This is a genomic window from bacterium, assembly GCA_019637795.1.
Taxonomy (GTDB): Bacteria; Desulfobacterota; Binatia; order HRBIN30; family CADEER01; genus JAHBUY01.
In genome coordinates, this window is the sequence record JAHBUY010000008.1 from 345,319 (window position 1) to 365,502 (window position 20,184).

The window sequence follows — 20,184 nt, forward strand, 5'->3', positions numbered from 1 at the left end:
GCCGCGCTCCGTGCAGCGGCCGCCGCGCGCTGCGGGCGCACGGGGTGCGAGCGGCGTCACCGCTGCGCGCGAGCGCGCCGGTCCAGGTCAACGGCGCCGTGCCGGCGCGGCGTCGGCGGGCGCCGGGCCGTCGAAGTCGAGCAGCGCCAGCAGGCGGCGCGCTCCGTCGGTGGGGGTCATGCGCGCGTCGAGCACGGCGGCCTCCACGTTCGGCAGCTCGCGGGCGATGGTCGGGCGCGACAGGAAGTGGCGGGTGAGGCCGTCGTTGAGCATCGCCCACAGCCAGTCGCGCTGCTGCTGCCGGCGCTTGGCGGCGAGCTCGCCGCTGGCCTCCAGCGCCGTGCGGTGGCGCTGGATCGCGTCCCACACCGCGTCCATGCCGCGCGCCTCGAGGGCGCTGACCTGCAGGACCGGCGGCTCCCAGCGCGCGCTCTGTGGGCGGAAGAGGCGCAGCGCCAGCGCCAGCTCGGCGGCGGCGCGCTGGGCGCGGGGCAGATTGTCGCCGTCGGCCTTGTTGATCGCCAGCGCGTCGGCGAGCTCGATGATGCCCTTCTTCATGCCCTGCAGCTCGTCGCCGGCGCCGGCGAGCATGAGGACGAGGAAGAAGTCGACCATCGACGCGACCGCGTACTCGGACTGGCCGACGCCGACGGTCTCGATCAGCACGACGTCGTAGCCCGCCGCCTCGCAGACCAGCATCGCCTCGCGGGTGCGGCGGGCGACGCCGCCGAGGGAGCCGGCGGACGGGCTGGGCCGGATGAAGGCCTGCGGCGACACCGACAGACGCTGCATGCGGGTCTTGTCGCCGAGGATGCTGCCGCCGGAGCGAGCGCTCGACGGGTCGACGGCGAGCACCGCGACGGCGAGCTCGCGCTCGATGAGATGGAGGCCGAGGGCTTCGATGAAGGTGCTCTTGCCGACCCCGGGGACGCCGCTGACGCCGACCCGGTGCGCCCGTCCGGTCGCCGGCAGCAGCCGCTCGAGCAGGCGCTGCGCCGCCTCCTGGTGATCGTCGCGGGTGCTCTCGACGAGGGTGATCGCCTTGGCCAGCGCGCGGCGGTTGCCGGCGAGCACGCCCTCGACGAGGGGATCGACGGAAAGCGGACGGGCCATGGGGGAGTGGGGGCGCGGGCCGCTCGCCCGCGCTTCTGCGGAGGGACTAGGCGTTGACCGCCGTGTCGGTGTCGCCGGTGCCGCTCTGGCGGATCAGGTCCAGCACCGCGCGGGCCGCCTTCGGAATCTGGGTGCCGGGGCCGAACACCGCCTTCACTCCGGCCTTCTCCAGGAACGGGTAATCCCTGGGCGGGATGATGCCGCCGACGGTGACGACGATGTCGCCCGCGCCCAGCTTTTTCAATTCCTCGATGAGCTGCGGCACCAGCGTCTTGTGGCCGCCGGACTGGGTCGACACGCCGACCACGTGCACGTCGTTCTCGACCGCCTGCCGTGCCACCTCCTCCGGCGTCTGGAAGAGCGTGCCGACGTCGACGTCGAAGCCGAGGTCGGCGAAGGCGGTCGCGATCACCTTGGCGCCGCGGTCGTGGCCGTCCTGGCCCACCTTGGCCACCAGCATGCGCGGCCGCCGGCCGTGCTCGCTGGCGAAGGCGCGTACCTCGCCCTGCAGCGCTTTCCATTCGCCGTCGTCGTTGAACGAGGCGCCGTAGACGCCGGAGATCGATTTGATCTCGGCGTGGTAGCGGCCCCACACCTTCTCCAACGCCGAGGAAATCTCGCCCACCGTGGCGCGGGCGCGCGCCGCGTCCACCGCCAGCGCCAGCAGGTTGCCGCTGCCGGTCTCGGCACAGCGGGTCAGCGCCGCCAGCGTCGCCTCGACCGCGCCGGCGTCGCGCGCCTTCTTGATCCGTGCCAGGCGCGCCACCTGCGCCTCGCGCACCGCGGTGTTGTCGATCTCGCGGGTGTCGATCTCCGGCTCCTCGTCGAGGCGGAACTTGTTGACGCCGACGATCACGTCCTCGACGCGGTCGATGCGGGCCTGTCGCCGCGCCGCGGTCTCCTCGATGCGCAGCTTCGGCATGCCCTGCTCGATGGCGCGGGTCATGCCGCCGAGGCGCTCGACCTCCTCGATGATGCCCAATGCCTTGGTGGCCAGCGCATGGGTCAGCGACTCCATGAAATAGGAGCCGGCCCAGGGATCGACGACTTTGGGAATGCCGGTCTCGAGCTGCAGGATGAGCTGCGTGTTGCGGGCGATGCGCGCCGAGGCGTCGGTCGGCAGCGCGATCGCTTCATCGAACGAGTTGGTGTGCAGGCTCTGCGTGCCGCCGAACACGGAGGCCATGGCCTCGATGGTGGTGCGGATGATGTTGTTGAACGGATCCTGCTCGGTGAGGCTGGCGCCCGAGGTCTGGCAGTGCGTGCGCAGCATCAGCGACGTCGGCTTCTTGGGATTGAAGTGCTTCTTCATCAGCGTCGCCCACAGCAGGCGGGCGGCGCGCATCTTGGCGATCTCCATGTAGAAGTTCATGCCGATCGCCCAGAAGAAGGAGAGGCGGCCGGCGAAGGCGTCGATGTCGAGGCCCTTCGACAGCGCGGCGCGCACGTACTCGAGGCCGTCGGCGATGGTGAAGGCGAGCTCGAGATCGCAGGTCGCCCCGGCTTCCTGCATGTGGTAGCCGCTGATCGAGATCGAGTTGAAGCGCGGCATCTCCTTCGACGTGTACTCGATGATGTCGGCGACGATGCGCATCGAGGGCGCCGGCGGGTAGATGTACGTGTTGCGGACCATGAACTCCTTGAGGATGTCGTTCTGGATGGTCCCGGTGAGCTGATCGCGCGTCAGGCCCTGCTCCTCGCCGGCGACGATGAAGCTGGCGAGCACCGGCAGGACGGCGCCGTTCATGGTCATCGACACCGACATCTTGTCGAGCGGCACGCCGTCGAAGAGGATCTTCATGTCCTCGACCGAGTCGATCGCCACGCCGGCCTTGCCCACGTCGCCGACGACGCGCGGGTGGTCGCTGTCGTAGCCGCGGTGGGTGGCGAGGTCGAAGGCGACCGAGAGGCCCATCTGCCCGGCGGCGAGATTCCTGCGGTAGAACGCGTTCGACTCCTCCGCGGTCGAGAAGCCGGCGTACTGGCGGATGGTCCACGGCTGGCCGGCGTACATGGTGACGCGCGGGCCGCGCAGGAAGGGGAAGTCGCCGGGGAGGGTGTCGGTGAAATCGAGGCCGGCGACGTCGGCGCGGGTGTACAACGGCTTGACGTCGATGCCCTCCGGGGTGTGCCAGATCAGATCGTCGGGCGCGGCGCCCTTGCGCTCCTTGGTGGCCAGCTCGCGCCAGCGGCTCAGGTCGGCATCGGTCTTGTCGGCCATGGCTCTCCCCTCGATCCTCGCGGACGCTAGCAAGTTGGCGCAGCGGTTGAAATCCTGCCCGGCCGCCGACGCTCGGGTGCCGGCCAGCGGGGAAGGGGCGGAGAACCGACGGCGCGGCGTCGTGCAGTCCCTGCCGCGCGCACGGCAGTTGGAGTGGCCGGCGCGGCGGCACGGCAAATGCTCAGGTCCACGCCCGGCGATGATCTGCCCGGGAGGTGTGCGTGAGACGGAACGCAATAGCAGGGGTGCTGGCGCTGGCGGCCGTGGCAGTCGGCTGCGGTGGTGACGGCGGCGGAGGGGGCCGGGCGAAGACGCCCAACATCCTCTTCGTGATCATGGACGACGTCGGCATCGACCAGATGGAGGCCTTCGGCTACGGCGGCGGGACGCCGCCGAGCATGCCCAACATCGGCGCGATCGCCGGTCACGGCATTCGCTTCCGGAACGCATGGGCGATGCCCGCCTGCAGCACGACCCGGGGCGTCATCTTCGATGGCCGATTCCCTCTGCGCACCAACGTCAAGGGCGCGCTGGGCGAGAACGACCTCGCCAATTCGATGGTCAATCCGTACGAGGTGACGGTGCCGAAGCTGCTCGCCCGACGAGGATACGAGAGCGCGCTCTTCGGCAAGTTCCACCTGGCGCTGCAGGGGAACGATCCGGCCGGCTACGGCATGGTGGCCAACCTCGGCTGGAACTACTTCGCCGGTTGGCTCGACGAGACCGGCGATCCGTCCTCGATCGACACCACCGCCGGCGGCGTGGCGCCGCTCGGCACCTGGCACTGCGGCTTCGTGCCCGGCGCGGCACAGGGCGGCGCGGATCAGGGCGCCTGTTACCACGCCGACGGCTCGTGCCGCGAGCTCTCGTCCAGCGGGCCGGTGCCGCCCGGGCGGACCTGTCGCGACGAAGGGGGCATCCTCGATCCCGACCAAGCCTGTCGGGCCGCGGTGCCGTCCTACATCGATTTCGAGACGCTGAGCGCCCACTACGTCTCGCCGCTGGTCTACAACTACGCCGACGGCAGCTACGAGCGGGTGCCGCCAACCGACCCCCGGGCGCGGCAGTTCCGCGCCACCTTCGCGGTGGACGCGGCGATCGACTGGATCAAGGAGCGGCCGGGCGACCGGCCGTGGATGGCGACCGTGAGCTTCGCCTCCGACCACACGCCGCTGATGCAACCGCCGGTCAGCCGCGATCTGCCCGGCAGCGCAACCAGCAGCGACCTGGACTGCGCCAATCAGAACGATCAGCGCGTCCTCTCGAACCTGATGATCGAATCGCTCGATCTCGAAGTGGGGCGCCTGCTGGTCGAGACGGGTCTGGCGCGCCGCGGCCGCGACGGGCGCCTCGTCTATCGTCCCGGGCAGACCGAGACGATGGTGGTGATCATCGGCGACAACGGCAGCCTCGGCACGACGGTCAAGGTGCCGTTCAGCGTCTCGCGCTCCAAGGGCACCGCCTACCAGACGGGCGTCTGGGTGCCGTTGATCGTGTCCGGGCCGCTGGTGAGGGCGCCCGGCCGCCGCGTCGAGCAGATGGTGAACGCGGCCGATCTGTACGCGCTGTTCGGCGAGATCGCCGGGTTCGCCGACGTCCAGGCCGAGGTGCCGCGACCGATCGATGCGCGACCGATGCTGCCGTACGTGACCAACCCGGCGCAAGGCAGCATTCGCGCCTGGAACTACACGGAAGTGGGCGTCAACCTGCAGGCCAACGGAGCCATCAACGGTCCCTGCGCGATCTCCAGCACCTGCACGCAGATTCCCGTCTCGAAGAGCGTCTGCGAGGACAACAACGGGATCTGGTGGGGCGCCGGACTCGACGATCCGATCACCGAGGGCGCGCCGCCCACCGGCTTCACCTACTGCTGCGAGGTCAATCAGTTCGTGATCGCCAATGGACGCGCCGCGGAGCCGTACGATATCGCGCCCCTGGTCTCGGTGGGCATCCGCAACGACCGCTACAAGATCGTCGAGAACTCGCTGCGCGCCTACGTGTCGCAGGATGAACCCTGTGTCGACACCACGACGATGGAGTTCTACGAGATCGACGAGGCCGTTCCGGTGCCGAAACTCGACAACGAAGGCGAGGAGCTGGACACCGAGAACCTCACCCCGGTGCAGCAGCGCAACTACGACGCGCTCCTGGCGCAGTTGCAGGCGCTCCGCGACTCGGTGCCCGACTGCCCGGGGGATGGCAACATCGACTTCGTCATCAATCAGGCCGATCTCGACGACTGGCGCTTCTACGCCGACCTGACCGGTCAATCGAGCGTCTACGACGTCAACCTCGACGGCCTGACCGACGAGACGGACCGGTCGCTCATCGAGTCGTACCTCGGAACCGACTGCCGCTGACCTCCCGCCCCCGGAGCAGCGCGGGGCGGCCGCGGCCGCCCCGCTGGATTCGGCCGCTCCGAGTCGCTAGAGGGGGCGGCCATGGCCGAGCCGATCGATGTGGAGCTGGTGTCGCGCCCGTGCGCTCATCCCGAAACCTCGCCCGCGGCGCGGTATCGTCCCTGCGACGACCTCGCCATCGTCACCTGCTACTTCAATTCGAGCGGCTTCCGCACGCGCCGGGCCACCTACGACGCATTCGCCGCGCCCATCCGCGAGGCCGGCCTGAAGCTCCTGACGGTGGAGTGCGCGTTCGGCGAGGCCGAGTTCGCCCTGCCACCCGGGCCTGACTGCCTGCAGGTGCGCAGTCGGGACGTCATGTGGCAGAAGGAGCGGCTGATCAATCTGGCGGTCGCGTCGCTGCCGGCGTCCGTCCGCAAGATCGCCTGGCTCGACGGCGATGTGCTGTTCGCGAACCCGGACTGGGCGATCCAGACGGCCGCCCTGCTCGACGAGGTTCCGATCGTGCAGACGTTCAAGACCGCGATTCGTCTGCCCCGCTCCCACCATGCCTACCGCGGGCTCGGCGAGGTGTGGAGCGGCTTCGCCTGGGTCAGCGAAGTGAAGCCGGAGGCGTTCGCGCGGGACTACGTCGAGCACGGCCACACGGGCTTCGGCTGGGCGGCGCGACGGGACCTGCTCGACCGCCACGGGCTCTACGACGCCTGCATCAGCGGCAGCGGGGACCATTTCATGGCCCACGCCATGCGCGGCGACGTGTCGATGCACTGCAAGCTGTGCCCGGTCAGCCCGAGATTCCGCGAGCACTTCCGCCGTTGGGCGGAGGGCTTCCACGCCGACGTGTCCGGGCGGATCGGCTCCACGCCGGGGACCGTCCTGCACCTGTGGCACGGCGACACCAAGGACCGCCGGTACGGCGAGCGCCACGAGCAGTTGATCGACCTCGACTTCGACCCGGCGACGGACCTGCGGATCGGCCGCGACGGGCTCTGGGAATGGGCGGGCGAGCGGCCGCAGTTGCGGCGCTGGATGGGCGCCTACTTCGACGGGCGCAACGAGGACGGCGCCGACCCCGCTGGGGCACCGGTGCCCTCGTCCTGATCCGGCCGCCAGCGGCAGCCGAGCCCGTCACCCGGTACAGCCGGGATGGGTCGGATTCACGGTAGCCGCCGGCAGCTTCGGCGGAGTGACGAACGGCGGGTGCGCGAAGTCGAACAGATCGAGCATCGGATGGGCGTTGGCGTCGCGGTTGGTCAGCGCCGGCAGGTCGAAGCGGGTTTCGATGAAGCGCAGGATCGACGTCTGATCGGTGACCCGGTGCGAGACGTAGTGCCGGCGCGCAAAGGGTGAGACGACGACGAACGGGACCCGGATGCCGTAGCGATCGAAGGCCGCCGCGACGTCGCCCGGCTTCAGGTTGGGCGGAATGGCGTCGGGCACGCAGGCGGGCGGCGGTGGGACGTGGTCGTAGAAGCCGCCGTGCTCGTCGTAGGTGATGAACAGCGCCGAGCGCCGCCACTGCGGGCTGGTGAACATGGCGTTGACGATGCCGGCGACGAAGCGTTGGCCGAGCTGGACGTTGCTCGGCGGGTGCTCGTCGGTCTGGTTGGTCTCGTCGCCGAAGAAGATGGGGTCGACGAACGCCACCTGCGGCAGCGTGCCGGCGGCCGCGTCGGCATAGAACTCGGCGATCGGTCGGACGTTGGCCGAATGCGCTTGCACGTAGGCGTAGAGGACGGCGAAGGCGAGGTCGGACTGGTAGATCTTCCAGGTCACCCCGGCGTTGTCGAGCGACTGGAAGATCGACGCCTGGGTGGCGATCGCCAGATCGTTGCGGATGTGGCCGGCCGAGGTGCCCGACAGCAGGTAGTGGCGGTTCGGAAAGGTGGGGCCGAGCAGCGAGGAGAAGTGGCGGTCGCTCATCGCGAAGGTGCGGTAGAGGCGGTGATAGAAGCGCAGATCCTGCTTGCGATAGTAGCCCATGGTGCGCGAGCCGCTGGGGTCGAGCGGATCCGCGTTTTCGATCGCGAAGCCGTCCATGGCGCCGCCGTTCCACTCGCGGTGCGTGCTGTTCCAACTGTGGGCGAGATCGGCGACCTCGCAGTAGGCGCGCTGGTGGAACATCTCGACCGGCGCGCCGCCGAGCGGATTCGGGTTGGTGGCATGGCGATCGGCGCGGTCGATGTCGCGGCCGTGCAGCAGGGTGAAGTAGTGGTCGAAGGAGCGGTTCTCCTGCATGAGCACCACGATGTGGTCGATCGGGATGGCGGCGCCGTGTGGCGCGCCCGGGGGCAGGGTGTCGGCGGGCAGGGCGCCGGCCGTGAACGGGCAGGCGGCGGGATCCTCGGCGCGGGCGGCCGGGGCGAGCAGCAGGGTGACGACCAGCAGAGCCAGAAGGCGCATGCGGTGCGCTTAGTTGCGCGGCCCACGCACCGTCAAGACCTTTCGTCCTCGGCTGGCGCGGTCAATCCGTGCGGACCAGCACCTCGCGGTCGCCGTACAGCTTCTTGACCCGCACCGCGCCCGCCGGCGCCGCCTGCAGGCACAGCTCGCAGAGCGTGCACTCGTCGAGGTTCTTCTCGACAATCGCCAGCAGGCCCAGGTCCGCTTCGGCGAAGATGTTCACCGGGCAGACCTCGACCAGCTTCTTGACCGCCGCCGCGTCTTTCGCCAGCGCCGGATCCACTTCCACGTTGATGAACAGTGCCGCCATGCTCCGCCTCTGTGTCCCGCTGTGCGCCGCGGTGGTGAGTCAGGCGGCGAGCCGCTGCTTCACCAGCCCCGGGATGTCCTCGATCCGCTCCGCCACCGAGATGCCGGCCTTCTGCAGGCGCGCGATCTTGTCGGCGGTGGTGTCCGCCTTGCCCTCGACGATGGTGCCGGCGTGGCCGAAGCGCATGCCCGGCATCTCGTCCATGAACCGGCCGGCCATGAAGGCGACGATCGGCAGGCGCGATTTCTTCTCGACGACGTAGTTGGCGAGCTCGGCCTCCATGCGGCCGCCCGGCTCGCAGTAGATGACGATCGCCCTGGTCTCGGCGTCGGCTTCGTAGAGCGGCATGAGATCGGCATAGGTCGACCCGATCACCGCGTCGCCGCCGATCGACACCGCGGTCGACTGCCCGAGGCCGGCAGCGGTGAGCGTGTTGCACATCTCGGTGGTCATGCCGCCCGAGCGCGACATCACGCCGACGGGACCCTTGGTGAACGCCTTGCGCGCATCCACGGCGCGGCCGCCGAGGCCGCCCATCTTCGCCTCGCCGGGGGAGAGGATGCCGAGGCAGTTGGGCCCGATGATGCGGGCGCCCTTCATCTGCGCGTACTCGACCATCTGGGCGACCTCGAAGCGCGGGATGCGCTCGGTGACGATGACGACGATCTTCACCCCGGCGTCGAGCGCCTCGAGGACCGCGTCGCGGGTGAAGGCCGGCGGCACCGCGACGACCGATCCGTCGACCCGGGTCGTGGCGGTGATCGCGCGCACCGTGTCGTAGACCGGGATGCCGTAGATGTCGCGGCCGCCACGTCCCGGCGTCACGCCGCCGACGATCTTCGAGCCGTAGTCCAGGCACTCGCGGCTCATGTTCACCGCCTCGCGCCCGGTGATGCCCTGGATGATGAAGGTGGTGTCCTTGGTGATCAGGATCGACATGGCGCCTCTCGCAAGTCTGGGTCAGGCATCCTGCATCTTCGCCACGGCGCGGCCGGCGGCCTCGTACATCGACACCGTGCGGTCGCAGTACTCGACGCCGTAATGCTGCAGAATCTTGAAGCCCTCGGTCTCCCACGAGCCGGGGATGCGGAAGATGGCGATCTTGTCGGCCGGCTTGTGGCCGGATTCGATGACGCCCTTGATGACCCCGCGGGCGACGATGTCGACGCGGGTGTTGGACACCACGTTCATCATCACCGCGATCTTCTTCACCCCGGGCTTGCGCAGGATCAGCTTGGTGAGCTCGCAGGCCTTGGTGACCGACGGGTTGCCGCCGATCTCGCAGTAGTTCGCCGGCCGCCCGCCGTGCTTGCGGATGGCGTCGAACAGCGTCAGCGACCCGCCGCCGGCGCCGATGACCAGGCCGAGATCGCCGTCGAATTCGACCACGTTGCCGGCGACGCCGCGATGGTCGGCGGCGTCGACCGCGGCGCCGTCGATCTCGAACTGCGTCGGCGGACGGGCCTGGCGCTTCTCCTCCGGCGCGATGCCCAGCGCCTTGAGGATCGCCTTCTGGGAATCGCGGGCGTCGTCCTCCATGTCGACGTGGCCGTCGAGGCAGACGAAGCGCCCGTCCTCGAGGCGCGCCAGCGGGTTGATCTCCGCCAGGGTGAGGCCGTGGGCGATGAAGACGCGCGCCAGCGCGGCGGCGATGCGGCTGAGCTGGTTGAGCTCGGCGCCGCCGATCGCGAGCTGGGCGATCAGCTCCTTCGCCATGTAGTCGGAGAACGGCAGCAGCGTGGAGAAGTGGCGCTTGGCGATGTGCTCGGGATGGGTCTCCGCGACCTCCTCGATGTCGATGCCGCCCATGTCGGAACAGATCATCACCGGCTTGCGCGCGAAACCGTCCCAGGTGACGCCGATGTAGTACTCCTGCTTCACCGGGGCGCGGCCCTCGACCAGGACGCCGCGCGGCGCGTGGCCGTTGATCGTCAGGGCGAGGATCTTGGTCGCCGCTTCGGCCGCCTGCCCGGGGGTGTCGGCGAACAGGACGCCGCCGGCCTTCATGCGTCCGCCGGTCAGCACCTGCGATTTGAGCACCGCCGGTCCGTTGATCTCCTTCGCCACCGCCTCGGCCTCGGCCGCCGAGTGGGCGACCTTCGATCCGGTCGGCAGCGGTATGCCGTAGCGGCCGAAGAGCTGCTTCGATTCGTACTCGTAGAAGCGCATGCCTACACCCTGTCGATTGATCGGATCGGTTCGGAGCGGCGCGAGAGGACGTCGCGCCGTGAAACAGAGTGCGGCTACCACCGCACGCTTGGCGAGGTCAACCGAGGGGGATGCCGCGGGCGCCGAGGCGAGCGGCGGCGGCGGGCCGTCAGCCGCGGCGGCGCACCGCGCGCCGGCCGAGGGCGGCCAGCACGATCAGCGTCAGGCCGAGTCCCACGGGGGTCAGTGCCGGCGCTGGGGCCGGAGCGCTGAACGTCGGACACTGCGGCTGGTTGCCGCAGGAGAGCGCCGTTTCACTGAACGACGCGCAGTCGAGCGCCGCGCACTGCGCCTGGCAGCCGGACATCGGCGCCTCGAAACACTGCGTCACCTGCGGCAGCGGGCAGGCGTCGCAGATGCAACAGCTCAGCGCGGGCGCCGCGGCGGCATGCGGCGCGCCGAGCAGCGCCGTCACCAGCGCGAGCCCCGCGACGCGGCGGCCCATGCGGACCGCGTGGGCGAGAGCATTCGACGGCACCATCATCATCCCCTCCGTGCGCGAAGGGGCGCTCGTACCACGGGCGCCCGCCGGGGGCCAGGGAGGACGCGCGCTCGGATTTCCGACCTACTTTTCGAGCCACGGGGCGGGTGTTAGGCAGGGATGTCCAGAACGGGGGCCAACCAATGGCAGAGGCAGCGAAGAGCGTGAGTCTCGACGGCGTGGAGCGGGTGGTGGTGACGATCGACGCCATCGTGCGCGAAGCGCTGGAGGTGGCGAGCCGGCGCACCGCCGGCGGCAAGGGCATCGACGACGAGCAGGTGCACGTCGAGCGCCTGGCGTATGCCGCCACCGAGGCGCGGGCCGCGCGCGACCTGCTGACCTACGCCGCCGGGGTCGCGGTGCACCAGCCGGATCCGTCGGTCGCCGCCATGGCCGCCGCCTTCGCCGGCGAGATCGCGGGCAAGCTGCGGGCCCAGATCGAGGCGCACCCGGACGAGTTCGGCATCGCCGACGCGCGACTGAACGACACCCTGGGCAGCGACGAGATGCGCCGCCTCGTCCGCGCCGCGACGGCCGACACCGCCTATGCCGCCATCGGGCGGCACGTCATCGAGCAGGGGGGCGTCAACCACTGCTGGCTCGGCGACGAGATGGCGAGCATGACGCGCGACTCGGTGCGCCAGTTCGCCGAGGCCGAGGTCCTGCCGATCGCCGAGCACATCCACCGCGCCGACGACCTGGTGCCGGATGCGCTGATCGCCAAGATGGGCGAGCTCGGCTTCTTCGGCATGGCGGTGCCGGAGGAGTATGGCGGCGGCGGCATGGGCAATCTCGGCATGATCATCACCACCGAGGAGCTCTCGCGCTGCTCGCTGGCCGCGGCCGGCAGCCTGATCACGCGTCCGGAGATCCTCACCAAGGCGCTGCTCAAGGGCGGGACCGAGGCGCAGAAGCGGCACTGGCTGCCGGAGATCGCCGCCGGGCGCATCATGGCGGCGGTGTCGGTGACCGAGCCGGACACCGGCTCCGACGTCGCGGCGGTGAAGTGCCGCGCCGAGGCCGCCGAGGTGGGGGGGCAGAAGGGCTACGTCATCAACGGCGCCAAGGCCTGGTGCACCTTCGCCGGCCGCGCCAACGTGCTCGCGCTGCTGGCGCGCACCAATCCCGACCCCACGTCCGGGGCGCGCGGCCTGTCGCTGTTCATCGTGCCCAAGGACACCTTCGATGGGCACGAGTTCACCATGCACCAGGCGACCGGCGGCACGCTGCACGGCAAGGCCGACCGCACCCCCGGCTACCGCGGCATGCACTCCTTCACGCTCGCCTTCGACCGCTACTTCGTGCCGGCCGCGAACCTGGTGGGCGAGGAGGGCGGGCTCAACAAGGGATTCTACCTGCAGATGAACGGCTTCGCCGCCGGTCGTCTGCAGACCGGCGGCCGCGCCACCGGTCTGTCGCAGGCGGCGCTGGAGCGCACCGCCGAGTACGCCAGGGATCGCAGACAGTTCGGCCAGCCGATCGGGAGCTACCAGCTCACCCAGCACAAGCTCGGCCGCATGGCGACCCACATCATGGCCGGCCGGCAGCTCACCTACTCCGCGGCGCTCGCCTCGGACAAGGACGAATCGGTCACCCTCGAGGGCTCGATGGCGAAGCTCTTCACTTCCGACGTCGCCGTCTGGGTCACCCAGGAGGGCCAGCTCCTGCACGGCGGCTGGGGCTACGCCGAGGAGTTCCCGATCTCGCGCTACGTCGTCGACGCGACCGTGCTGCCGATCTTCGAGGGCGTGAAGCCGATCCTCGAGCTCAAGGTGATCGGGCGCACGCTGCTCGCGGCGTGAGACGCGCGCGGGGCGCTCTTCCGCCGGCCAGCCGTCAGCCGAACAGCTTCTCCTTCGCGGCCTCGGAGATCGCCACCACCGCCGGGTGCTTGAGGCGGCGCTCGACGGAGATGGCGTAGAAACGCTGGCGCACCTGATCGATGCGGCCGATGGCCCGGACGTCGTACTGCCGCCGGATCTCCGACTCGATCGCGGCCGGCGCGGCGAAGACGCCGACCCCGCGCTCGCCGAAGGCGCTCAGCAGGGCGCTGTCGTCGAACTCGCCCAGCACCGCCGGCCGCACGTCGTGCTGCGCGAACCACTGGTCGAGCGAGCGGCGCAGCACCGTGTTGTCGCTCGGCATCAGAAAGGGCGCGCCGTCGAGCGAGCGCGGGAAGTTGCGTCGGTAGCGGTTCACCAGGCTCTTGGCGGCGAAGACCGTGGTGCCGCATTCGCCGAGCAGATGGCTGAAGGCGCGCACCTTGACGCTCGGGCTCAGTGGCGCGTCGGTCAGCACCAGGTCGAGGGCGTGCACCGCGAGGTCGGCGAGCAGCCGCTCGGTCTTGTCCTCGTGGCAGACGAGGCGCACCGGGTCGGACATCTTCAGCGCCGGCTCCATCAGCCGATAGGCGATCAGCTTCGGTACCTGGTCGTCGACGCCGACCGCGATGCGCAGCGGGCGGCCCGTCGGCCGGCCCCGCACCGCGTCGGTGAGCTCGCGGCCGAGCGTGAAGATCTCGTCGGCGTAGCGATAGACGAGCCGGCCGACCTCGGTCAGCTCGAGGCGGCGGCCGACGCGGTGGAAGAGCTTCTCGCCGAAGTGATCCTCCAGCATCCGCAACTGGCCGCTGATCGTCGGTTGCGCCAGGCGCAGCTCGGCGCTCGCCGCCGACACGCCGCCGGTGCGCGCCACGGTCCAGAAGTAGAGCAGGTGGTGGTAGTTCAGCCACTCCATCGTCGGCTCCTCGTCGTCAGCCGTGCCACTCAAGCACGTCGGCGCCGTCGGCGCAGCAGGAGCGCGCCTGGCCGGGGGAACGGAAATTCAGAACGATGCGGGCTGGATTATCTATTTGTCGATGGATCGGCCCGCCGGTAGGCATGGACGTCGTTGGAGGGTTGGATTGATGGCGACGACGGCAGGCGGACGGCGGGGAGGCGGCGATCGGGTGCCGCGGATGTGGTCGCACGCGGCCGAGGATGCGTTGCTGGCCCCGGACCCGGCCTTGCCGGCCCAGGTGCTGCACCTGTGGCATCACAGCCGGTCGATCCGACCGGAGCGGGCGCTGGCGCTGGCGGTGCTGGTGCAGGCGGTGGCCGACGTGCAGCGATTCCGCCAGACCGGGTTGGCGCATCATCGACTGCTGCATGACGAGGCGGCGGCCTGGATGCGCTCGGATGCGCGCGCCTGGCCGTTCGCCTTCGTGAATCTGTGCGATGCCTTCGGCCTCGAGGTGCAGGAGGTGCGCGCGGCGCTGCTCACGCCGCGGCCGGGTAGCGCGCGACAGGCCGCGTAACGGCGTCGTCGGCGGCGCCCGCGGCGACCCCTGGCTCAGATGGTGCCGGCGGCGCGCAGGGCGGCGAGCGCGTCGGGCGACAGGCCGAGGCGCTCGCGGAGCACGTCCTCGGTGTCGGCGCCGAGCGCCGGCGGCGGCTCTACGGATGGCTCGGGGTGCGCCCCGAGCTTGATCGGCGTGCCCAGCACCTTCACGGCGCCGCGCTCGGCGGTGCGGACCTCGCGCACCACGGCGCGCTCGAACACGTGGCGATCGCTGCCGACCTCGGCGATGGTGCGCACCGGCGCGCTCGGGATGCCGGCGCCGGCGACCCGCGCCGCGACGTCGGCGCGCGTCTGCGGCGTCGTCCAGGCGGCGACCGCGGCCTCGATCGCGGACCAGTCCGCCGCCCGCCCGGCGACGGTGTGCCAGCGCGCGACGGCGCGCAGGTCGGGCCGCGCCATGACGTCGCACAGATCGAGCCAGTGCTGATCGGAGACGCAGAGGATGGCGACGTGGCCGTCGCGGCACGGGAAGTTGTTGTAGGGCGTCGCGCCGCCGACCACGTGGCGGTTGCCGCTGCGGCTCATCTCGCGCTGCAGGTCGTAGTACGGCGCCAGGAAGCTGAGCAGCGCCGGCACGGCGGCGTCGAACATCGCCACCTCGACCCGCTGCCCGAGGCCGGTGCGCGTGCGTTCGGCGAGCGCCAGCAGAATGCCGGCGAAGAGATGGACCGCGCCGAGCATGTCGATGAAGGTCGGGCCGCACTTCACCGGCGGCTGGTCGGGGAAGCCGGTGATCGACATCGCGCCGACCAGCGCCTGGATGGTGAAGTCCATGGCCGGATAGCCGACGTACGGGCCGCTGCTGCCGAAACCGCTACCCGAGGCGTAGACCAGGCGCGGGTTGCGGGCGCGCGCCGCGTCCCAGCCGACGCCCAGCCGATCCGCGACCCCGGCGGCGAAGTTCTCCACCAGCACGTCGGCGCCCTCGACGAGGCGCAGGAGCAGATCGACGCCGGCCGGCTGCTTGAGGTCGATGCGCACGCCGCGCTTGTTGGCGTTCAGCATCAGGAACGGATAGCTGGCGCCGCCCGGCGAGCGATCCATGCGCCGCAGCACGTCGCCGGTCGGCGACTCGACCTTGATGACCTCGGCGCCGTGATGGGCGAGGAGGAGGCCGCAGTACGGCCCGTTGTAGATCTGTCCGAGCTCGAGGGCGACGATGCCGGCGAGCGGGCCGGCCGGGCCGCTCATGCGGCGGGCGGCCGCATCGTGGCGAGCGGCTTGATCATGTAGGTGGTGCTGGCCCGCGCCGCCAGCTTGCCGGCCGACCAGATGTCGACCTCGGCGTAGGCGCTGCGGCGGCTGTGGCGCAGGACGAACGCCTCCGCCGTCACCGCGCCGGGGAAGATCGGCTCGAGATAGTTGATGTTCATCTCGATGGTGAGCAGCGCGTTGCCGGGACCGTACAGGGAGAGCAGCGCGACCGCGACCGCCGTATCGGCCATGCCGAAGCTGGCACCGCCGTGCATGATCCCGGACGGATTGCTGAGCGCCGTGCGATTCTCGGTCTCGAGCTGCGCGTAGCCCTGGCGGACCTCGACGACGCGAAAACCGCAGTAGCCGGGGAAGTAGGGGTTGTCGCTGTTGAAGGTGTCGATGATCGCCTGCCGCGCGGCGGGCTCGATCGGCGGGAACTCGCGCCCGCGGGCGCCGCTGTCCGGATTCGCCATGCCGCTGCCTTATCCCGATCGCGGCGCCAACTCGACCCGGGCTGGACAGTCGGCGCGGCATTGCCTAACCCACAGGGCACTGACCACGCCCAGTCCCGGAGGAGCCCGCCGATGTCGTACGAGTTCATCACCTACGAGAAGACCGACCGACTGGTGGTCATCACCATCAATCGGCCCGAGGTCCGCAACGCCCTGCACCCGCCGGCGAACCGCGAGCTGTCGGCGGCGTTCGACGCCTTCGACGCCGATCCCGACGCCTGGGTGGCGATCCTCACCGGCGCCGGCGACAAGGCCTTCTCCGCCGGCAACGACCTCAAGTACTCGGCGCAGCACGGCATGGGCGACATGGCGATGGGGAAGGGCGGCTTCGGCGGCCTGACCGCCCGCTTCGATCTCTTCAAGCCGGTGATCGCGGCGGTCAACGGCCTGGCGCTGGGCGGCGGCTTCGAGATCGCCATGGCCTGCGACATCATCGTCGCCGCCGAGCACGCCACCTTCGGCCTGCCCGAACCGCGCGTCGGCCTGGCGGCGCTTGCCGGCGGCATGCAGCGGCTGCCGGCGGCGATCCCGCCGAAGCTGGCGATGGGCATGATGCTCACCGGCAAGCCGATCAGCGCGGCGCGCGCCAAGGAGCTCGGCCTCGTCAACGACGTCGTGCCCGAGGGCGACGCGCTGGCCGCCGCGCACCGCTGGGCGGCCGAGATCCTCGAGTGTTCGCCGACCTCCATCCGCGCCACCAAGCAGGTGGCGCTGCAGAGCCAGGGCCTGCCGCTCGAGCAGGCGATGCAGAAGACCTACCCGCTGGTGAACGCCCTCTTCGGCTCCGAGGACATGATGGAGGGCGTCATGGCCTTCGCGCAGAAGCGCAAGCCGGACTGGAAGGGAAAGTAGCCGGCGGCGAGCGGCTCCGCGCCATCCGGCGTGGCGCTGGGCATGACGGGTGCGGCGCCGCGCCGCGGCGTCGCACCCGCCGGCCGGGCTACTTGACGCCCGCTCGAACCACCGCCGCCCGTTGCTCCACCGTCTTCGCCTGTTCCGGGCGGCCGGCGTCGTCGAGCAGGGCGGCGTAGTTGTCGAGCACGGTCGCCAGGTCGTTGGCGTCCTCGTGTTCGAGCACCGCGATCGCCTGCAGGTAGAGCAGCTCGGCCTCGCTGTGCCGGCCGTTGGCGGCGAGCAGCAGGGCGAGGTTGTTGCGGCTGAGCGCGGTGAGGCGGTTGTCGGCGCCGAAGGTCTGCTCGCGGATCGCCAGCGCGTGGCGCAGCAGTGGTTCGGCGGCGTCGTAGCGGTCGGCGGCGGCGTACAACCCCGCCAGGTTGGTCTCGGCGGCGGCGACCTCCGGGCTGCCGGGGCCGAGGGCGGTGCGGCGCAGGTCGAGGGACTGGCGCTGCAGGGCGATGGCGCCGGGCAGGTCGCCGGCGGCGCGCCGCTCGGCCGCCTGGCCGCTGAGCGCGCTGGCGCGCTGCAGGGCATCGCTGGCGGCCGGCTCCTGGGCCGGCGCCGCGGTGAGGCCTTCGAGCCGCGGCTCCGACTGGTCGCCACTGCGCGCCTCGGCGCCTGGCTGGCCGGGCGGGGGCGCTTTCCAGTCGATGTGGCGCGTCGTCTCGCGGACGCTGCCGCAGGCAGCGGCGAGGCCGAGCAGCAGGTAGGCAGAGCGCCGGGCGGGAGGCGACATCGCGCCCAGAGAAGCTGCGTTTGCGCGCCGACGCAAGCCGACTTGCGAGCGTCGGCGCCAGTATGCGACGGCAGCCCCATGTGCGGCCGCTTCACGCTCACCTCGCCGCCGACGCGGCTGCGCGACCGCTTCCGCCTCGCCGCGGTGCCGGATGCCCTGGTCGCGCACTACAACATCGCGCCGTCGCAGCCGGTGCTGGTCATCGCGAACCGCAGCCGACGTCTGCTGCGGCCGGCGCGCTGGGGGCTCGTCCCCGGGTGGGCCATGGATCCATCGATCGGCCATCGCCTGATCAACGCCCGCGCCGAAACGCTCGCTCGACGGCCGGCGTTCCGCGGCCTGCTCGAGCGGCAACGCTGCGTCGTGCCGGCGGACGGCTTCTACGAGTGGCGCCGCGCCGGCCGCGGCGGCCGCCAGGCGTTCTACCTGAGGGCGCGCGACGGCGAGCCGCTGGCGCTCGCGGGGCTGTGGGACGTCTGGCGCGCCGCGAACGGCGAGCCCCTGGCGTCGTGCACCATCATCACGGTGCCGGCCAACGGCGTCGTCGCGCCGATCCACGATCGCATGCCGGCGGTGCTGTCGGCGGCGGCCGTGGACGCCTGGTTGGATCCCGCCCCGGCCGCCGCGGCGGCGCTGGCGCCGTTGCTGGCACCGGCGCCGGACGAGCACCTGATCGCCATTCCGGTCTCGTCCCGTGTCAACAAGCCGGAGCACGACGACCCGTCCTGCATCGCGCCGCTGCCGGAGCGGGCGTGATGCGCCTGGCGCCCCGTCTCCTGCTCGCCCTCCTGCTCGGCGCCGCCGCGCTGCGCGTCTGGCGGCTCGACACCGTTCCCCTCGGTCTGCACGGCGACGAGGCGGTCACCGGCTTCGACGCCCACCGCGTGCTGGCCGAGGGATGGATCGGACCCTACGCCTACCCAAGCGCGCTCGGGCAGCCGACCGGGCCGGTGTACGTCGCGGCGCTCGTGCTGGCGCTGTTCGGCGAGTCCACCGCGATGCTGCGCCTGTCGATGGCCCTGTTCGGCGTCGCCACCGTCTTCTCCACCTGGCTCGCCGGCCGAGCCATGTTCGGTCGTGCGGTCGGCCTGTTGGCGGCGGCCCTGTTGGTGGCGCAGCCGTGGCACCTGCACCTCAGCCGCATCGCCTTCATGGTGAACGCCTGGCCCTGCCTGCAGATGGCGGTGCTGTGGTTGCTCTTCCGCGCCCGCCAGCGGCCTGCCGTCTGGCGCTGGGCGCTGACCGGCGCGGTCGCCGGCCTGACCATCTACACGTACAACGCCGCCCCGCTGTCGCTGCCGCTGTTCGCCGCCCCGGTGCTGGTCGATCTCGCGTCGCCGCCGCCCGGGCGGCCGCGGCGGCGCGTCCTCGCGCTGGCGCTGGTCGCCGCCGGCGCGGCGCTGGTGGTGATGCTGCCGATGCTCGACTACGTGCGCAACCACGAGGAGTACTTCTGGCATCACCAGGAGGTGGCGCTGACCAACAGCGCGGCGTGGCGCGAGGGCGCCTGGCGCGACCGGGCAGGGCTGCTGGCGGCGCGCGCCGGCGAGTGGGGCAGGGGGGTCGTCGCTGGCGGCGCGCCCGATGACGGCGACGGCCTGGGCGGGGAGGGATTCCCGTTGCTCGACCCGGTCACCGTGATCGCCGCCGCCGCCGGTCTGGGCCTGGCGCTCCGCCGCTGGCGCGAGCCCGCCTGCGCGGCGCTGCTGGTGGGCGTGGCGACGTTGCCGCTGGGCGCCCTCCTGACCATCGAGGGTGGGCTCTACCGGCGCGCCTTCGGGCTGGCGCCGATCGCGGCCCTGCTTGCCGCCCTGTCGCTGGCGCGCCTCTGGCGGCAGGCCGCGCGCCGCGGCGCGGCGACGCAACGGGCCGCCACGGTGGCGCTGGCCGGGCTGCTGCTCCTCAGCGGCGCGCGCAACGCGCAGCGCTATTTCGGGCCGCTGCAGTCGAGCGACGAGATGCGCTACGTCTTCCCGTACCAGATCGACGCCGCGGCGCGGTTCCTCGCCACGTTGCCGTCGGACACGGTGGTGTTCTGGTACAGCGACCGCTGGCCCGCCGGCTACGAGACCCGCCGTTGGTTCGCGCCCGACGCCGAGGTCGTCGAGCGTTCGCCCGAGTTCGGCGCCCCCACCGAGGACGATGGCACCCCGGTGGTCCGCGCCGACAGCGACCGCGAATCCGTCTTCCTCCTCCTCGGTCGCTATCGCGATCTCGCCGCGGCCATCCAGCAGCGCCACCGCGGCGGCACCCTGGTCGAAGATGTGCGCGACGGCGAGGTCCTCTTCCGCGCCGTCCGCGTCGAGCCGCTCGCCGTCGAAGCGCCGATCTGAGGCGGCGCTCTCGCCGGGCCACGCCCGTGGAAACGCGATCGTTGCTGGTCGTCGCGGGCGCGCACTATGGTGCC

Annotated in this window: 18 protein-coding genes; 7 read left to right on the forward strand and 11 right to left on the reverse strand. The window is 71.2% G+C overall.

The genetic code is table 11. The features are described 5' to 3' along the window. Positions 1-87 precede the first annotated feature (87 nt). The gene (gene meaB, locus KF840_25060; protein MBX3028172.1) at positions 88-1,113 is read right to left on the reverse strand and encodes a methylmalonyl Co-A mutase-associated GTPase MeaB; all 1,026 of its coding nucleotides are present in this window, start codon (positions 1,111-1,113) and stop codon (positions 88-90) included. A 46-nt stretch (positions 1,114-1,159) separates the two neighbouring features. Further along, positions 1,160-3,334: a methylmalonyl-CoA mutase gene (gene scpA, locus KF840_25065; protein MBX3028173.1), complete on the reverse strand. Its 2,175-nt coding sequence runs from the start codon at positions 3,332-3,334 to the stop codon at positions 1,160-1,162. A gap of 335 nt (positions 3,335-3,669) precedes the next feature. Here scpA and KF840_25070 point away from each other — a divergent pair, with 335 nt between their 5' ends. Continuing rightward, positions 3,670-5,694 carry a sulfatase-like hydrolase/transferase gene (locus KF840_25070; protein MBX3028174.1) on the forward strand — a complete coding sequence of 675 codons (2,025 nt, stop codon included), beginning with the start codon at positions 3,670-3,672 and terminating at the stop codon, positions 5,692-5,694. 81 nt (positions 5,695-5,775) lie between these two features. After that, complete coding sequence (locus KF840_25075) at positions 5,776-6,795, forward strand: hypothetical protein (GenBank protein ID MBX3028175.1); 1,020 nt, start codon at positions 5,776-5,778, stop codon at positions 6,793-6,795. A gap of 27 nt (positions 6,796-6,822) precedes the next feature. On the opposite strand, the gene KF840_25080 is transcribed toward KF840_25075, so the two are convergent. From KF840_25080 to KF840_25100, 5 genes are all read right to left on the reverse strand, one after another. Beyond that, a complete protein-coding gene (locus KF840_25080) occupies positions 6,823-8,097 on the reverse strand; it encodes an alkaline phosphatase family protein (protein ID MBX3028176.1) in 1,275 nt (424 codons plus the stop codon). A gap of 61 nt (positions 8,098-8,158) precedes the next feature. Beyond that, a complete protein-coding gene (locus tag KF840_25085) occupies positions 8,159-8,407 on the reverse strand; it encodes a hypothetical protein (protein ID MBX3028177.1) in 249 nt (82 codons plus the stop codon). Positions 8,408-8,446: 39 nt separating this feature from the next. Then, positions 8,447-9,346, reverse strand: coding sequence for a CoA-binding protein (locus tag KF840_25090; GenBank protein MBX3028178.1), 900 nt, complete (start codon positions 9,344-9,346; stop codon positions 8,447-8,449). 21 nt (positions 9,347-9,367) lie between these two features. Beyond that, positions 9,368-10,576, reverse strand: a complete 1,209-nt coding sequence (locus tag KF840_25095) for an acetate--CoA ligase family protein (GenBank protein MBX3028179.1) — start codon at positions 10,574-10,576, stop codon at positions 9,368-9,370. Between the two features lie 148 nt (positions 10,577-10,724). Beyond that, a complete protein-coding gene (locus tag KF840_25100) occupies positions 10,725-11,099 on the reverse strand; it encodes a hypothetical protein (protein MBX3028180.1) in 375 nt (124 codons plus the stop codon). A gap of 140 nt (positions 11,100-11,239) precedes the next feature. On the opposite strand from KF840_25100, the gene KF840_25105 reads away from it, so the two are divergent. Then, a complete protein-coding gene (locus KF840_25105) occupies positions 11,240-12,898 on the forward strand; it encodes an acyl-CoA dehydrogenase family protein (protein ID MBX3028181.1) in 1,659 nt (552 codons plus the stop codon). Positions 12,899-12,932: 34 nt separating this feature from the next. On the opposite strand, the gene nhaR is transcribed toward KF840_25105, so the two are convergent. Continuing rightward, on the reverse strand, positions 12,933-13,832 hold the full coding sequence (gene nhaR, locus KF840_25110; protein MBX3028182.1) for a transcriptional activator NhaR: 900 nt from the start codon (positions 13,830-13,832) through the stop codon (positions 12,933-12,935). Between the two features lie 22 nt (positions 13,833-13,854). On the opposite strand from nhaR, the gene KF840_25115 reads away from it, so the two are divergent. Continuing rightward, entirely contained in the window at positions 13,855-14,391 is a 537-nt protein-coding gene (locus KF840_25115; GenBank protein MBX3028183.1) for a hypothetical protein, read from the forward strand. A 35-nt stretch (positions 14,392-14,426) separates the two neighbouring features. Here KF840_25115 and KF840_25120 read toward each other — a convergent pair whose 3' ends face one another. Both KF840_25120 and KF840_25125 read right to left on the reverse strand, forming a co-directional pair. Beyond that, complete coding sequence (locus KF840_25120; GenBank protein ID MBX3028184.1) at positions 14,427-15,626, reverse strand: CoA transferase; 1,200 nt, start codon at positions 15,624-15,626, stop codon at positions 14,427-14,429. Further along, positions 15,623-16,105: a PaaI family thioesterase gene (locus KF840_25125; GenBank protein MBX3028185.1), complete on the reverse strand. Its 483-nt coding sequence runs from the start codon at positions 16,103-16,105 to the stop codon at positions 15,623-15,625. Before KF840_25125 ends, KF840_25120 begins: the two co-directional genes overlap by 4 nt. A gap of 111 nt (positions 16,106-16,216) precedes the next feature. Here KF840_25125 and KF840_25130 point away from each other — a divergent pair, with 111 nt between their 5' ends. Continuing rightward, on the forward strand, positions 16,217-16,996 hold the full coding sequence (locus KF840_25130) for an enoyl-CoA hydratase/isomerase family protein (protein ID MBX3028186.1): 780 nt from the start codon (positions 16,217-16,219) through the stop codon (positions 16,994-16,996). An 88-nt stretch (positions 16,997-17,084) separates the two neighbouring features. On the opposite strand, the gene KF840_25135 is transcribed toward KF840_25130, so the two are convergent. Continuing rightward, a complete protein-coding gene (locus tag KF840_25135) occupies positions 17,085-17,777 on the reverse strand; it encodes a tetratricopeptide repeat protein (GenBank protein ID MBX3028187.1) in 693 nt (230 codons plus the stop codon). Between the two features lie 78 nt (positions 17,778-17,855). On the opposite strand from KF840_25135, the gene KF840_25140 reads away from it, so the two are divergent. Next, entirely contained in the window at positions 17,856-18,533 is a 678-nt protein-coding gene (locus tag KF840_25140) for an SOS response-associated peptidase (GenBank protein MBX3028188.1), read from the forward strand. Next, positions 18,533-20,110 carry a glycosyltransferase family 39 protein gene (locus tag KF840_25145; protein MBX3028189.1) on the forward strand — a complete coding sequence of 526 codons (1,578 nt, stop codon included), beginning with the start codon at positions 18,533-18,535 and terminating at the stop codon, positions 20,108-20,110. The genes KF840_25140 and KF840_25145 overlap by 1 nt, the downstream gene beginning before the upstream one ends. Positions 20,111-20,184: the final 74 nt, after the last annotated feature.